General features: G+C 59.9%; 12 protein-coding genes. 4 read left to right on the top strand and 8 right to left on the bottom strand.

The genetic code is table 11. The annotated features are described in order from the left end of the window. Window position 1: 1 nt before the first annotated feature. The 3 genes from AC07ZE_RS01110 to AC07ZE_RS01100 all read right to left on the bottom strand — a co-directional run bounded on the left by AC07ZE_RS01110 (window position 2) and on the right by AC07ZE_RS01100 (window position 5,065). Window positions 2-2,284: an ABC transporter permease subunit gene (locus AC07ZE_RS01110; RefSeq protein ID WP_207260143.1), complete on the bottom strand. Its 2,283-nt coding sequence runs from the start codon at window positions 2,282-2,284 to the stop codon at window positions 2-4. Between the two features lie 251 nt (window positions 2,285-2,535). Then, entirely contained in the window at window positions 2,536-3,534 is a 999-nt protein-coding gene (locus AC07ZE_RS01105) for a phosphate ABC transporter substrate-binding protein PstS (protein WP_095194605.1), read from the bottom strand. 232 nt (window positions 3,535-3,766) lie between these two features. Continuing rightward, the gene (locus tag AC07ZE_RS01100; RefSeq protein WP_207260141.1) at window positions 3,767-5,065 is read right to left on the bottom strand and encodes an MFS transporter; all 1,299 of its coding nucleotides are present in this window, start codon (window positions 5,063-5,065) and stop codon (window positions 3,767-3,769) included. Window positions 5,066-5,429: 364 nt separating this feature from the next. On the opposite strand from AC07ZE_RS01100, the gene AC07ZE_RS01095 reads away from it, so the two are divergent. Beyond that, window positions 5,430-5,834 carry an acyl-CoA thioesterase gene (locus AC07ZE_RS01095; protein ID WP_007896491.1) on the top strand — a complete coding sequence of 135 codons (405 nt, stop codon included), beginning with the start codon at window positions 5,430-5,432 and terminating at the stop codon, window positions 5,832-5,834. Between the two features lie 69 nt (window positions 5,835-5,903). Further along, entirely contained in the window at window positions 5,904-6,803 is a 900-nt protein-coding gene (locus AC07ZE_RS01090; RefSeq protein WP_207260139.1) for a D-hexose-6-phosphate mutarotase, read from the top strand. A gap of 51 nt (window positions 6,804-6,854) precedes the next feature. Here the strand turns inward: AC07ZE_RS01090 and AC07ZE_RS01085 are convergent, their stop codons facing one another. The 5 genes from AC07ZE_RS01085 to AC07ZE_RS01065 form a co-directional block, all read right to left on the bottom strand. After that, the gene (locus tag AC07ZE_RS01085; RefSeq protein ID WP_207260137.1) at window positions 6,855-7,391 is read right to left on the bottom strand and encodes a DUF3299 domain-containing protein; all 537 of its coding nucleotides are present in this window, start codon (window positions 7,389-7,391) and stop codon (window positions 6,855-6,857) included. Between the two features lie 83 nt (window positions 7,392-7,474). Next, complete coding sequence (locus AC07ZE_RS01080; protein ID WP_008064532.1) at window positions 7,475-7,720, bottom strand: GlsB/YeaQ/YmgE family stress response membrane protein; 246 nt, start codon at window positions 7,718-7,720, stop codon at window positions 7,475-7,477. Window positions 7,721-7,832: 112 nt separating this feature from the next. Beyond that, window positions 7,833-8,915 (bottom strand): 5-(carboxyamino)imidazole ribonucleotide synthase, encoded by a 1,083-nt coding sequence (locus AC07ZE_RS01075; RefSeq protein WP_207260135.1) that lies wholly within the window; start codon window positions 8,913-8,915, stop codon window positions 7,833-7,835. 11 nt (window positions 8,916-8,926) lie between these two features. Then, on the bottom strand, window positions 8,927-9,418 hold the full coding sequence (gene purE / locus AC07ZE_RS01070; RefSeq protein ID WP_095194600.1) for a 5-(carboxyamino)imidazole ribonucleotide mutase: 492 nt from the start codon (window positions 9,416-9,418) through the stop codon (window positions 8,927-8,929). A 332-nt stretch (window positions 9,419-9,750) separates the two neighbouring features. After that, on the bottom strand, window positions 9,751-10,668 hold the full coding sequence (locus AC07ZE_RS01065; RefSeq protein ID WP_207260133.1) for a LysR substrate-binding domain-containing protein: 918 nt from the start codon (window positions 10,666-10,668) through the stop codon (window positions 9,751-9,753). Between the two features lie 180 nt (window positions 10,669-10,848). Here AC07ZE_RS01065 and aspA point away from each other — a divergent pair, with 180 nt between their 5' ends. After that, a complete protein-coding gene (gene aspA / locus AC07ZE_RS01060) occupies window positions 10,849-12,273 on the top strand; it encodes an aspartate ammonia-lyase (protein ID WP_207260131.1) in 1,425 nt (474 codons plus the stop codon). A gap of 407 nt (window positions 12,274-12,680) precedes the next feature. Next, complete coding sequence (locus AC07ZE_RS01055; protein ID WP_207260129.1) at window positions 12,681-14,129, top strand: alanine/glycine:cation symporter family protein; 1,449 nt, start codon at window positions 12,681-12,683, stop codon at window positions 14,127-14,129. Window positions 14,130-14,147 lie beyond the last annotated feature (18 nt).

Genomic DNA, 14,147 nt, shown 5'->3' with positions numbered 1-14,147 from the left:
CTTAAAGCGACGAGTATTTCTTGCGCAGACGCTGACGAATCAGTTCCGCGAGGGTGTTCATGATGAAGGTGAACAACAGCAGCACCAGCGCCGAGAGGAACAGCACGCGGTAGTGGCTGCCGCCGACTTCCGACTCCGGCATTTCCACCGCGACGTTGGCCGCCAGGGTGCGCAGGCCTTCGAACAGGTTCATCTCCATGACCGGGGTGTTACCGGTGGCCATCAGCACGATCATGGTTTCACCCACCGCGCGGCCCATGCCGATCATCAGCGCCGAGAAGATGCCCGGGCTGGCGGTAAGAATCACCACGCGGGTCATGGTCTGCCACGGCGTGGCACCGAGGGCCAGGGAACCGAGGGTCAGGCCACGCGGTACGCTGAACACGGCGTCTTCGGCAATGGAGTAGATGTTCGGGATCACCGCAAAGCCCATGGCCAGACCGACCACCAATGCGTTGCGCTGGTCGTAGGTGATGCCCAAGTCGTGGGAGATCCACATGCGCATATCGCCGCCGAAGAACCAGTTCTCCATGTACGGGCTCATGTACAGCGAGAGCCAGCCGACGAATAGGATCACCGGAATCAGCAGGGCACTTTCCCAGCCGTCAGGGACTTTCAGGCGGATCGATTCAGGCAGGCGGCTGAAGGTGAAACCGGCGACCAGAATACCGATCGGCAACAACATCAACAGGCTGAAGATGCCCGGCAGATGCCCTTCCACATACGGCGCGAGGAACAGTCCGGCGAAGAATCCGAGGATCACCGTCGGCATTGCTTCCATCAGTTCGATCACCGGTTTGACCTTGCGACGCATGCCTGGGGCCATGAAGTACGCGGTGTAGATCGCAGCGGCGACAGCCAGGGGCGCGGCCAGCAGCATGGCGTAGAACGCAGCTTTCAGGGTGCCGAACGTCAGCGGGGACAGGCTCAGTTTCGGTTCGAAGTCGGTGTTGGCGGCAGTCGATTGCCAGACGTATTTAGGCTCGTCGTAGTTCTCGTACCAGACCTTGCTCCACAACGCGCTCCACGACACTTCCGGATGCGGGTTATCCAGCAGCAACGGCTGCAGTTTGCCACCTTGCTCCACGATCACGCGGTTGGCCCGTGGCGACAGGCCGAACAGGCCCTGGCCTTCGACCACCTGGTCCACCAGCAAGGTGCGGTGGGCGGTACTGTGGAACACGCCGAGTTTGCCGGAAGCATCCAGGGCGACGAAGCCCTTGCGGCGCTCTTCGGCGGTGATTTCCACGATCGGCGTGGTGCCCATCTGGAAGGTGCGGATCTGCTTCAGGCGCTGTTCGCCATCCGGATCGCGCGCCATGAACCACTGGGCCAGGCCACCTTTGGAATCGCCAAGGATCAGCGAGATGCCGCCTACGAGCTGGGTACTGGCGGTAATTTCAGCGTCACCGTTTTCCAGCAGTTTGTAGCGACCGTTGAGGCTCTTGTCACGCAGGCTGAACACGTCGGCCTGGGCACGACCGTTGACCACGTATAGCCATTGCTGACGGGGGTCGACGAAGATGTTCTTCACCGGCTCGGTCATTTGCGGCAGATCGATGCGTTTCTGCTCGCTGGTGATTTCGCCGGTCATCATGTTTTCTTCGCTGGTCAGCGACAGAACATTGAGTTGCGCACCGGTGGAACCGACCAGCATCAGGGTCGAATCGTTGGCGTTGAGGCTGACATGCTCCAGCGCACCGCCGGTTTCGTTCAGCGCGATAGGCGTTTCGCCGTAAGGGTATTCGATGGCCGGCGAGATGGTTTTCTTGCCGTCCGGATAGCTGACTTTATACGTGTGACGGAACACCAGGGCCTGACCGTTGGAAAAGCCCACGGCGACCAGCGGGTGACCGGGTTGATCTTCGCCGATGGACGTCACGCTGGCACCCGCAGGAACCGGCAGATCGACGCGCTTGAGTTCAGCGCCACTGTCGATATCGAAGAACAGTGCCTGGCCTTTGTCGGAAACCCGCATGGCGACCTGGTTCTGCTCTTCAAGGGAAAACATCAACGGCTTGCCGGCATCTTGCATCCAGGCAGGCGTGATGGCGTCCTTGGCCGTCAGGCTGGCCCCCTGGAACAGGGGCATGACCACGTAGGCAAGGAAGAAGAAAATCAGTGTGATCGCCGCCAGAACGGCAAGGCCGCCCACGAGAACGTACCAGCGAGTCAGGCGATCCTTGAGCGCGCGAATGCGGCGCTTGCGTTGTAGCTCAGGCGTATTGAAATCAATTCGCTTGGGGGGATTTGTAGTCATTGTGGAATTGGCCAGATCATTCATTCGCACACCCTAGCGATCCTGTATGACAGAAAGATGACAGTGCAGTGACGCAACAAATCCGCCGCCAGCGGGAACTGGCAGTGGACAGAGAATTGGGGAGGGCCGGGTTACCGAAAATGGCAACCCTGAGCCGTTGCAGGAGCGAGCTTGCTCGCGAAGATGGAACATTCAGACACATTTTCTGTGGCTCGACTTCCATCGCGAGCAAGCTCGCTCCTACACAGATCCGGGGCTAGCCCCGGATCAGGGTTTTACTTTTTTGCTACGTTGTTACCTTCCTGCAGACCCAGGTCAGCCAGTGCTTTTGCAGCAACCTTGGCTGGCAGCGGGATGTAGCCGTCTTTCACTACAACTTCCTGACCCTGCTTGGACAGAACCAGTTTCACGAACTCGGCTTCCAGCGGGGCCAGAGGCTTGTTCGGGGCCTTGTTGACGTAAACGTACAGGAAGCGCGACAGCGGGTACTTGCCGTTCAGGGCGTTTTCTTCGGTGTCTTCGATGAAGTCGGTGCTGCCTTTCTTGGCCAGGGCCACCGTCTTCACGCTAGCGGTTTTGTAGCCGATGCCCGAGTAACCGATGCCGTTCAGCGAGGAGCTGATCGACTGCACGACCGAAGCCGAGCCTGGTTGTTCGTTGACGTTTGGCTTGAAGTCGCCTTTGCACAGGGCTTCTTCCTTGAAGTAGCCGTAGGTGCCGGATACCGAGTTACGACCAAACAGTTGAACCGGCTTGTTGGCCAGGTCGCCGGTCACGCCCAGGTCACCCCAGGTTTTCACGTCGGTTTTAGCACCGCACAGACGAGTGGACGAGAAGATCGAGTCAACCTGTTCCATGGTCAGGTGCTGGATCGGGTTGTCCTTGTGCACGAATACAGCCAGGGCGTCCACGGCAACCGGGATTGCGGTTGGCTTGTAGCCGTACTTCTGCTCGAAGGCAGCCAGTTCGGTGTCCTTCATCTTGCGGCTCATCGGGCCCAGGTTGGAGGTGCCTTCAGTCAGCGCAGGTGGCGCAGTGGCGGAGCCAGCGGCCTGAATCTGAATGTTTACGTTCGGGTATTCTTTTTTGTAGTTCTCAGCCCAGAGGGTCATGAGGTTGGCCAGGGTATCGGAGCCGACGCTGGACAGGTTGCCCGACACACCAGTGGTCTTGGTGTAGCTCGGGATAGCAGGGTCAACAGCGGCAACCGCGTTGGCAGTCGCAACGCCAGCAGCGACAAAAGTCATTGCCGCCATCAAACGCTTCAGTTTCATGCCTTACTCCTAGCAGATAGGGTGTGTTAAGTCGGGGCCAAGTATCAGCAGGCCGTGTGAACACTCTATGGCTGAAATATGACAATTGGATGAAAGGCCAGTATTGGAGTTTTTCCTGGATGATTCATGGCGCCCCAATCGCCAGCAGGCTGGCTCCCACATTGGAATGCATTTCAATGTGGGAGCCAGCCTGCTGGCGATTGGGCCGGTACAGACGATAGGAAAGTCGAAATTAACGACCCTTCTTCCAGAGATACGCACCCACCAAAATCCCCACCCCACACAGCACTGCCACGTAATACGCCGGCCCCATCGGGCTTTCCTTGAGCAGCAGGCTGACGATCATCGGCGTCAGGCCGCCGAAAATTGCGTAGGCAACGTTGTAGGAAAACGACAGGCCGCTGAAGCGCACCACCGGCGGGAACGCCTTGACCATGACGTAAGGCACCGCACCGATGGTGCCCACCAGCAGGCCGGTCACGGCGTACATCGGGAACAGCCAGTCCGGGTGGTCAGCCAGGTTGTGATAGAAGGTCCAGGAGCTGGCCAGCAACGCGGTACAACCGATCACGAACACTCGCCCCGCACCAAAGCGATCCGCCAGGGCACCGGAAATGATGCAGCCAAAGCTCAGTAGCACAATCGCCACGCTGTTGGATTGCAGGGCCGTGGTTGGCGAGAAATGGTAGACCGTCTGCAACACGGTCGGGGTCATCAGGATCAGTACCACAATGGCGGCGGACAGCAGCCAGGTCAGCAGCATGGAAATGGCGATAGCACCACGATGATCACGCAGCACCGCACGCAGCGGCACTTCTTCGGCCAAAGCCTTGCGCAGTTGCAGTTCGGCGAACACCGGGGTTTCGTGCAGCCAACGGCGCAGGTACACCGAGAACAGGCCGAACACACCGCCCAGCAGGAACGGAATCCGCCAGGCGTAATCCGAGACTTCCACCGGGGTATAAACGCTGTTGATCGCCGTGGCCACCAGTGAACCCAGCAAGATACCCGCCGTCAGGCCGCTGGTCAGGGTGCCGCAGGCATAACCGATATGGCGTTGCGGCACGTGTTCGGAAACGAAGACCCAGGCGCCGGGCACTTCACCGCCAATCGCGGCGCCCTGGATCACCCGCATCAGCAGCAGCAGGATCGGCGCCCACATGCCGATCTGCGCATAGGTCGGCAGCAGGCCCATGATCAGGGTCGGCACCGCCATCATGAAAATACTCAGGGTAAACATCTTTTTGCGCCCCAGCAGGTCGCCGAAGTGCGCCATCACGATGCCCCCCAGCGGCCGGGCCAGGTAACCGGCGGCGAAGATGCCGAAGGTCTGCATCAGGCGCAGCCACTCGGGCATGTCCACCGGGAAGAAAAGCTTGCCCACCACCGTGGCGAAGAACACGAAGATGATGAAGTCGTAAAACTCCAGCGCGCCACCCAGGGCCGACAGCGATAGTGTCTTGTAGTCGCTGCGGGTCAATGGACGTGCTGGTTGTGAAGGCTGCGCGATACTCGAGGGCGCTGTGGTCATGGCAAGGGCTTCTCTTATAGTCAGGTCTGCCGCCCCAACAACGCTGGCAAGGGCTCGGGCAGGTCCGGCACGATAGCAAATTGTTCGAAAAAGCACATAGAGGTGCTTATTTGACGGTCAAAATGAGAACCGGACGGTCGTATCGGAGTCTACCGACCGATATACTCGCAACTGTGCAATGGCTTGCAAGGGTTGCTGTGCGAAAACGCCTGTCAGGTTCATAGGCGATTTCGCAGAGTTTCCCTTTAGGCGCCTTATGGAAAACGTGACGAACGTAGTATGTTCGGTGCTGAATCGTTTTTCCTGAAGACGGCTACCACCAGGCATTACCAAAGAAGAGTCACGGGTCAGAGGCACCCCCGGCATGATAGAGCTCGAACAAGAAGATCCGATCCCGCAAGGCGACCTGGCCCTGCAAATCACCGCGCTTCCCCGCGAAACCAATGGCTTTGGCGATATTTTCGGCGGGTGGCTGGTGGCGCAGATGGATTTGGCGGGTACCGCGATGGCCAGCAAGGTAGCCGGCGGTCGCGTGGCCACGGTGGCGATCGACCGAATGGCGTTTCTGGTACCGGTGGCGGTGGGCGCCCAGCTCTCCTTCTATACACAGGCACTGGAAATCGGCCGCAGCTCGATCCAGATGATGGTCGAGGTCTGGAGCGACGATCCGCTGTCCAGCGAATGGCGCAAAGTCACCGAAGCGGTCTTCGTATTCGTCGCCATCGATGGCAGCGGCCGCACTCGCTCGGTTCCGCCTCGCGCTCGTTAAAGAGCCTCGTTAAACCCGGCGACCGTTTTACGGTCCATTGCAGTCCTGTTACTGATCGAGAGCTGTCCCATGAGCACGCCCAACGTTGAAGCCGTGAAACTGGATGAACTGAACTGCTGGCGCATTCGCCACGGTCAGGCCGAATTACTGGTGGCCCAGCAAGGCGCGCACATCCTCAGTTATCAATTGGCGGGGGAACCGCCAGTGATCTGGCTCAATGACGAGGCCGTGTTCAAGGCCGGCAAAAGCATCCGCGCCGGTGTGCCGGTGTGCTGGCCGTGGTTCGGCAACTTCTCGCGTAACCCGCAAAGTGTGCAGGCAATGCGCGTCGGCAACGAACCGCCAAGCGCTCATGGCTTGGTGCGGGCGATGGACTGGGAACTGGGAGGCATCGAAGCCGAGGGCGAAAGCCTGAAGGTCGAATTCCTCTTGCCCTACCCTGAAGGAGGCTTGCCAGGCTGGCCGCATCAGGTGGACTTGAAGCTGAGCATTCGCGTGGACGAGCAATTGCACATCAGCCTGACCAGCCACAACCGAGGCACTGAAACAGTGACCGTCAGCCAGGCACTGCACAGTTATTTCGCCGTCAGTGATGTGCGCAACGTGCATGTCGAAGGTGTGGATGGCTTGAATTACGTCGAGACGCTGGACGACTGGAAAACCGTCATACAGACCGGTGATCTGCGCTTTACCAGCGAAACCGACCGCATCTACCTCGATCCTCCAGCAAAACTGAGCATCGTCGACCCAACCTGGGAGCGGCGCATCGAGCTGACCAGTACCGGTTCGCGCTCGGCGGTGATCTGGAACCCATGGATCGACCGCGCCGCGGCATTCAGCGACATGGCCGACGATGGCTGGCAGCGCATGCTGTGCATCGAGACGGCGAATGTGATGGATGATGTGGTGGCATTGGCGCCGGGGGCCAGCCATACCCTGGGCGTGAGCATCGCCAGCAAACCTCTGTAAACACCAAAAACAAAATGTGGGAGCGGGCTTGTGTTTGGCCTGAAAAGCGCGTTACAGATCCGCTTCCTGCACCACCCGCACCTTCGCCGCATCCAGCGCATAGGCCGCGTCCGCCAGGTCGTTGCTGACCTTCTCGATCTTCAGCGTGCCAGTAACCCACAACGGCGTGTAGATATCATTGAGCTTCAAACCCTTGGGGTAACGCACCAGCACCAGTTGGTTAGGCGGAGGTGGCGGTACGTGGATGCAGGCGCCCGGATAAGGCACGAGGAAGAACAAGGTGCTGTGGCCCTTTGCATCGGTTTCCAGCGGCACCGGATAACCGCCCAAGCGGATGTTCTTGTCGTTCATCGACGACACGGTTTTGGTCGAATACATCACCGCCGGCAGACCTTTGCTCTGCTTCATGCCACCCTTTTCGGTAAAGGTGCCATTGGCTTCGGGGGAGTTGTGGTCGATCTCGGGCATGGCCTCGAGGGCTTTCTGGTCCGACTTGGGCATCAGTTCGAGCCAGTCGGTTTCCGGCAGCTCGCCGGCATGGGCAAGAGCCGTACTCAGTAAAACAAGAGTCAGCAGAAGACGTCGCATGAAAATGCTCGGTAGGGTTGAGGAAATCGCCGGGCATTCTAGCCCTCCCGGGCTGCGCAGCCGAGAGGACTTTGTCGCTTGAATCAGTTCTTTTTGATCAAGCCGTAGATCACCAGCAAGATGACAGCGCCCACCAGCGCACCGATGAAGCCTGCGCCTTCACCCGCCTGATAGAAGCCCAGGGCCTGGCCGCCGTAAGTGGCCGCCAACGAACCGCCGATACCGAGCAGGATGGTCATGATCCAGCCCATGCTGTCATCGCCCGGTTTCAGGAACCGTGCCAGCAGGCCGACGATCAAGCCGATAAAGATGGTTCCGATAATTCCCATGGCATTTCCCTCTGATTTGGTTGGTTATGCGAAAGCCTAGTCAGACTTTGGCATCCTGCCATGAGAGAACGGCGGTCCCGCAATGGTTCCGCCGCAGCCACATGAAACTGTTTTACTCGGCGATGAGCGCTTCGACCTTGAGGATCTGCGCGGCCAGCGTTTCGCGGTCTGCACAGCGCAGGTTGGCGTGACCGACCTTGCGACCGACCTTGAACGCCTTGCCGTAGTGATGCAGATGGCAATCGGCTATGGCCAGGACTTTATCGGTCTCCGGCACTTTGCCGATGAAGTTGACCATCGCGCTTTCGCCAACCTTGGCGGTCGAACCCAACGGCAGGCCAGCTACCGCCCGCAGGTGGTTTTCGAACTGACTGCACTCGGCGCCTTCGGTGGTCCAGTGTCCGGAGTTGTGCACCCGCGGGGCGATTTCATTGGCCTTGAGGCCGCCATCGACTTCGAAGAACTCGAACGCCATCACGCCGACGTAGTCCAGCTGCTTGAGCACGCGGCTGGAGTAGTCCTCAGCCAGGGCTTGCAGCGGATGGTCGGTACTGGCCACGGACAGCTTGAGAATGCCACTGTCGTGAGTGTTGTGAACCAATGGATAGAACTTCGTTTCACCATCGCGGGCACGCACGGCGATCAGCGAGACTTCACCGGTGAACGGCACGAAGCCTTCCAGCAGGCAGGCCACGCTGCCCAGTTCGGCGAACGTGCCGACCACGTCTTCAGCGGTGCGCAGTACTTTCTGGCCCTTGCCGTCGTAACCCAGGGTACGGGTCTTGAGCACGGCCGGCAGACCGATGGAAGCCACGGCGGCGTCCAGGTCAGCCTGGGACTGAATGTCGGCGAACGCCGGGGTCGGAATCCCCAGGTTCTTGAACATGCTCTTCTCGAACCAGCGATCGCGGGCGATACGCAGGGCTTCGGCGCTCGGGTAGACCGGAACGAATTGCGAGAGAAACGCTACGGTTTCCGCCGGAACGCTCTCGAATTCGAAAGTCACCAGATCGACTTCATCGGCCAGCTGACGCAGGTGATCCTGATCGCCGTAATCGGCGCGCAAGTGCTCACCCAATGCAGCGGCGCAAGCGTCTGGCGCCGGGTCCAGGAAAGCGAAATTCATGCCCAGCGGAGTGCCCGCCAGCGCCAACATGCGACCCAACTGGCCGCCACCGATTACACCGATCTTCATCGTCAACAACCTCAGGCGATGCGTGGGTCTGGATTTTCCAGGACGCTGTCTGTCTGTTCAGCACGGAAGGTTTTCAGCACCTTGTGGAACTGCGGGTGCTTGGCGCCAAGGATACTCGCCGACAGCAGCGCTGCGTTGATCGCACCGGCCTTGCCGATGGCCAGGGTGGCGACCGGAATGCCGGCCGGCATCTGCACGATGGAGAGCAGCGAATCGACGCCCGAGAGCATCGCCGACTGTACCGGTACGCCCAGTACCGGCAGATGGGTCTTGGCCGCACACATGCCCGGCAAGTGGGCCGCGCCACCGGCACCGGCGATGATCACCTCGATGCCACGCGCCTCGGCTTCTTCAGCGTACTGGAACAGCAGGTCCGGGGTGCGGTGGGCAGAGACCACTTTCACCTCGTAAGGGATGCCGAGCTTTTCCAGCATATCGGCGGTGTGGCTAAGGGTGGACCAATCGGACTTGGAGCCCATGATCACGCCAACCAGTGCACTCATCGTCGTGCCTCTTCTCTCTGGGCGCCCGCGGGCGCGTCAAAAAACAACAAGCCACGCAATGTGCGTGGCTTGAATGTACGAATTATGGCCGGTCGTAACCGGCCGAAGGCCGCGCAGTATACCGCAATACGGCAGATAAACAGCCCCCGTCGCGACCATCTGTCATACGGCGCAAAGCACCGGTTTTATTGACCTGAAGGTCAATCAGATACACCGCAAAAACCCTGTGGGAGCGGGCTTGCTCGCGAATGCGGTCTGTCAGTGGGTAATTATGCTGGCTGACCTAACGCATTCGCGAGCAAACCCGCTCCCACATTTGATTTTTATTGGCCTCAGGAACCGGTTGTACCTTGAGCTGCCCCACCCTCAAGCTTGCGCCACAACAACCGCACGTTGGCTTTACGCACCAACGCGCAGCGGTACAGACGAATCTCCAGCGGCACATGCCATTGCGGACCGCCGCATACCACCAGTTCACCGCGAGCCAGTTCGGCGCGCACGCTGAGCTGCGGCACCCAGGCAATGCCCAGCCCTTCCAGCGCCATACTCTTGAGGCTATCAGCCATGGCGGTTTCGTAGATGGTGGTGAAGCGTAGCGCCCGTTGGCGCAGCAGCACATTGACCGAGCGCCCGAGAAACGCGCCAGCGCTGTAGGCCAGCAACGGCACGCTGGCCTCGCCCTCCAGATCGAACAGCGGCTTGCCGTTGGCGTCCGCGGCGCACACTGGCAGCATTTCGGTCTGGCCAAGGTGCAATGACGGGAAGATTTCCGGGTCCATCTGCATCGCCGCATCGGGGTCGTAGAACGCCAGCATCAGGTCACAACCTCCTTCACGCAGTGCATGCACCGCGTCGCCGACGTTGGTCGCCACCAACCGCGTGGCGATGTTCAAACCTTCGTTGCGCAGTTGGGCGATCCAGCGGGGGAAAAAGCCCAAGGCCAACGAGTGCGCGGCGGCGACTTGCATCACTTCGCCCTGCCCCCCTTCCAGATGATGAAGATGTCGCAGCACTTCGCCCAGCTGTTCGACCACAGTGCGTGCGGTGACCAGAAACAACTGCCCTGCGGCCGTCAGCTCGACGGGCGTTCGCGAGCGATTGACCAGTGTCAGACCCAGCGCGGCTTCGAGGCTGCGGATGCGCCGACTGAAGGCCGGCTGGGTCACGAAGCGCCGTTCCGCCGCTTGGGAGAAGCTGCGGGTGGCGGCCAGGGCACTGAAGTCCTCCAGCCATTTACTTTCCAGATTCATCACGTCCTCCCGGACACGCACCAATTTAGGTCGCACGCTCGTCGCGAACACGGCGTCACATATGCATTATGCCGAATATGCATAGGGCAGTGTTTAACAGCATTGGCCCAAAATTCTCTACAAGCCTAGCATTTGCAGTGTTCCGGCACAGACCGGGTCCATATCGAGATGATTTCTATCATGTCCTCCGCTGCATCATTCCGCACAGAAAAAGACCTGCTTGGCGTACTCGAAGTACCGGCTCAAGCGTATTACGGCATCCAGACCCTGCGAGCGGTGAATAACTTCCGTCTCTCCGGCGTTCCGATTTCGCATTACCCGAAGCTGGTAGTCGGCCTGGCGATGGTCAAACAAGCCGCCGCTGACGCCAACCGCGAGCTGGGTCACCTGAGTGAAGCCAAGCACGCTGCCATCAGCGAAGCCTGTGCCCGTCTGATCCGCGGCGATTACCACGAAGAGTTCGTGGTGGACATGATTCAAGGCGGCGCTGGCACTTCGACCAACATGAATGCCAACGAAGTCATCGCCAACATCGCGCTGGAGGCCATGGGTCACCAGAAGGGCGAATACCAGTACCTGCACCCGAACAACGACGTGAACATGGCGCAGTCGACCAACGACGCCTACCCGACGGCGATCCGCCTGGGTCTGCTGCTGGGTCACGACGCGCTGCTGGCCAGCCTCGACAGCCTGATCCAGTCGTTCGCCGCCAAAGGTGAAGAATTCAGCCACGTCCTGAAGATGGGTCGTACCCAGCTGCAAGACGCTGTGCCGATGACCCTGGGCCAGGAATTCCGCGCTTTCGCCACCACCCTGGGCGAAGACCTGGCACGCCTGAAGACATTGGCGCCAGAACTGCTGACCGAAGTGAACCTGGGCGGCACCGCGATCGGTACCGGCATCAACGCCGATCCGCGTTACCAGCACCTGGCCGTTCAGCGCCTGGCGACCATCAGCGGTCATCCGCTGGTACCGGCAGCCGACCTGATCGAAGCCACTTCCGACATGGGCGCCTTCGTGCTGTTCTCCGGCATGCTCAAACGCACGGCGGTCAAGCTGTCGAAGATCTGCAACGACCTGCGCCTGCTGTCCAGCGGCCCGCGCACCGGCATCAATGAAATCAACCTGCCGGCGCGTCAGCCGGGCAGCTCGATCATGCCCGGCAAGGTCAACCCGGTTATTCCGGAAGCCGTGAACCAGGTGGCGTTCCAGATCATCGGCAACGACCTGGCCCTGACCATCGCGGCCGAAGGCGGCCAGCTGCAACTGAACGTGATGGAGCCGCTGATCGCCTTCAAGATCTTCGACTCGATCCGCCTGCTGCAACGCGCCATGGACATGCTGCGCGAGCACTGCATCACCGGCATCACCGCCAACGAAGAACGTTGCCGTGAACTGGTCGAGCACTCGATCGGCCTGGTCACCGCGCTGAACCCGTACATCGGCTATGAAAACGCCACCCGCATTGCCCGTATCGCCCTCGAAAGCGGCCGCGGCGTGCTGGAACTGGTGCGAGAAGAAGGCCTGCTCGACGACGCCATGCTCGCCGACATCCTGCGCCCGGAAAACATGATTGCTCCGCGTCTGGTTCCGCTTAAAGCTTGAGCCGACGCGTTACCTGTAGCACCGCTCACCAGGTCGAGGGACTAGACACCTCTCACCTTTTGAGGGCTTGGAGATCACTCTCCAGGCCCTTTTTTTTAACCTTTTACAGGTAAACACAGACCCTGTGGGAGCAAGCCCGCTCCCACATAAAACCAGCCTCGTTTCACAGCACGCACCACAACCGTGCAGACGGACGGCACTGTCATCGGTATAGTGCCGCCCCTCTTCGCGTGAGCGGTCGTCGGTAGCGAGGCCACAACCCATGCGAAACCCGAACTAATAACAAACCCGCGATATGAAACCGGGACGAACATCGACCCGCCCGTTGTGCCGAGTGCCAACGGATGTAACTCGATGTGTCTATCCGGCCAGCATTTGCCTATACAAAAAACAGCGAGGAATAATCCATGCTCGAAGTCATTAACGACTTCCTCTCAGGGAAAGTACTGTTCGTGCTCATTGTCGGGCTCGGTAGCTACTTCACGATCCGCTCGCGTTTCGTTCAATTGCGCCACTTCTTCCACATGTTCGCGGTGTTCCGCGACAGTCTGCGCAGCAGCGCCGGTCAACTCAGTTCGTTCCAGGCCCTGATGCTCAGCCTCGCCGGCCGTGTCGGCGCGGGCAACATCGCCGGTGTCGGCATCGCTGTAACCCTTGGCGGGCCCGGCGCGGTGTTCTGGATGTGGGTGACCGCATTGGTCGGCATGTCCAGCAGCTTCTTCGAATGCTCCCTCGGCCAGCTCTACAAACGCGCTGACGCCGACGGTACCTATCGTGGCGGCCCGTCCTACTACATCCAGCACGGTCTGCAAAAACGCTGGCTGGGGATGATCATGGCGTTCCTGCTGTTGATCACCTTCGGCTTCGCCTTCAACGGCCTGCAATCCCATGCCGTGACCCACTCGCTGAACAACGCCTTCGGTCTCGACACGACTTACACCGGTATCGCTCTGGCGGTACTGCTGGGCCTGGTGTTCATCGGCGGGATCAAACGCATCGCCAAGGTCGCCGACCTGCTGGTGCCGGTGAAAACCCTGGCGTACATCGGCGTGACCCTCTACGTGATCGTGCTGCAGTTTGATCAGGTGCCGGGTATGTTAATGACCATCGTCAAAAGCGCCTTCGGTCTGGACCAGGCCTTCGGCGGGTTGATCGGCAGTGCAATAATCATGGGCGTCAAGCGTGGCGTGTTCGCCAACGAAGCGGGCTTGGGCAGTGCGCCGAACGTGGCCGCCGTTGCGTCGGTCGAGCATCCGGTGGCGCAAGGCGTTGTCCAGGCGTTCAGTGTGTTTCTGGACACCTTCGTGATCTGCACCTGCACCGCGCTGCTGATCCTGCTTTCGGGCTTCTACACCCCGGGTTTCGAAGGCGACGGCATTGCCCTGACCCAGAACTCCCTGGCCGCTGTGGTCGGTGACTGGGGCCGGATGTTCATCTCCGTGGCCCTGGCGTTGTTCGTCTTCACCTCGATCCTCTACAACTACTACCTGGGCGAGAGCAACCTGCGCTTTTTGATCGGTGAAAACCGCAAGGCGCTGATCGGCTACCGCGCGCTGGTATTGCTGCTGATTTTCTGGGGTGCCATTGAAAACCTCGGCACCGTGTTCGCTTTCGCCGACATCACCATGACCCTGCTCGCGCTCGTCAACCTGATCGCGCTGTTCCTGCTGTTCAAGGTCGGCATGCGCATCCTGCGTGACTACGATGACCAGCGCGCTGCCGGCATCGAGACACCCGTCTTTGATTCGAGCAAGTTCCCGGATCTGGACCTGGACCTCAAAGCCTGGCCGGCCAACCCACCGCCAGCCACCAAGGCTCAAGCTCAGCCGCAAGGCGTACCCGCGGCGCAACGCTGATTGGTAAACAACGGGCGC

It is taken from the genome of Pseudomonas sp. GW101-3H06, assembly GCF_059424605.1.
Note: the sequence above shows the minus strand (reverse complement) of the source record. Positions and strands in the feature narration are given on the sequence as shown.

Bases quoted from the DNA above. Each gene is read 5' to 3' on its own strand.
- AC07ZE_RS01110 (WP_207260143.1), bottom strand. From the start codon at position 2,284: ATGAATGATCTGGCCAATTCCACAATGACTACAAATCCCCCCAAGCGA.
- AC07ZE_RS01105 (WP_095194605.1), bottom strand. From the start codon at position 3,534: ATGAAACTGAAGCGTTTGATGGCGGCAATGACTTTTGTCGCTGCTGGC.
- AC07ZE_RS01100 (WP_207260141.1), bottom strand. From the start codon at position 5,065: ATGACCACAGCGCCCTCGAGTATCGCGCAGCCTTCACAACCAGCACGT.
- AC07ZE_RS01095 (WP_007896491.1), top strand. From the start codon at position 5,430: ATGATAGAGCTCGAACAAGAAGATCCGATCCCGCAAGGCGACCTGGCC.
- AC07ZE_RS01090 (WP_207260139.1), top strand. From the start codon at position 5,904: ATGAGCACGCCCAACGTTGAAGCCGTGAAACTGGATGAACTGAACTGC.
- AC07ZE_RS01085 (WP_207260137.1), bottom strand. From the start codon at position 7,391: ATGCGACGTCTTCTGCTGACTCTTGTTTTACTGAGTACGGCTCTTGCC.
- AC07ZE_RS01080 (WP_008064532.1), bottom strand. From the start codon at position 7,720: ATGGGAATTATCGGAACCATCTTTATCGGCTTGATCGTCGGCCTGCTG.
- AC07ZE_RS01075 (WP_207260135.1), bottom strand. From the start codon at position 8,915: ATGAAGATCGGTGTAATCGGTGGCGGCCAGTTGGGTCGCATGTTGGCG.
- purE (WP_095194600.1), bottom strand. From the start codon at position 9,418: ATGAGTGCACTGGTTGGCGTGATCATGGGCTCCAAGTCCGATTGGTCC.
- AC07ZE_RS01065 (WP_207260133.1), bottom strand. From the start codon at position 10,668: ATGAATCTGGAAAGTAAATGGCTGGAGGACTTCAGTGCCCTGGCCGCC.
- aspA (WP_207260131.1), top strand. From the start codon at position 10,849: ATGTCCTCCGCTGCATCATTCCGCACAGAAAAAGACCTGCTTGGCGTA.
- AC07ZE_RS01055 (WP_207260129.1), top strand. From the start codon at position 12,681: ATGCTCGAAGTCATTAACGACTTCCTCTCAGGGAAAGTACTGTTCGTG.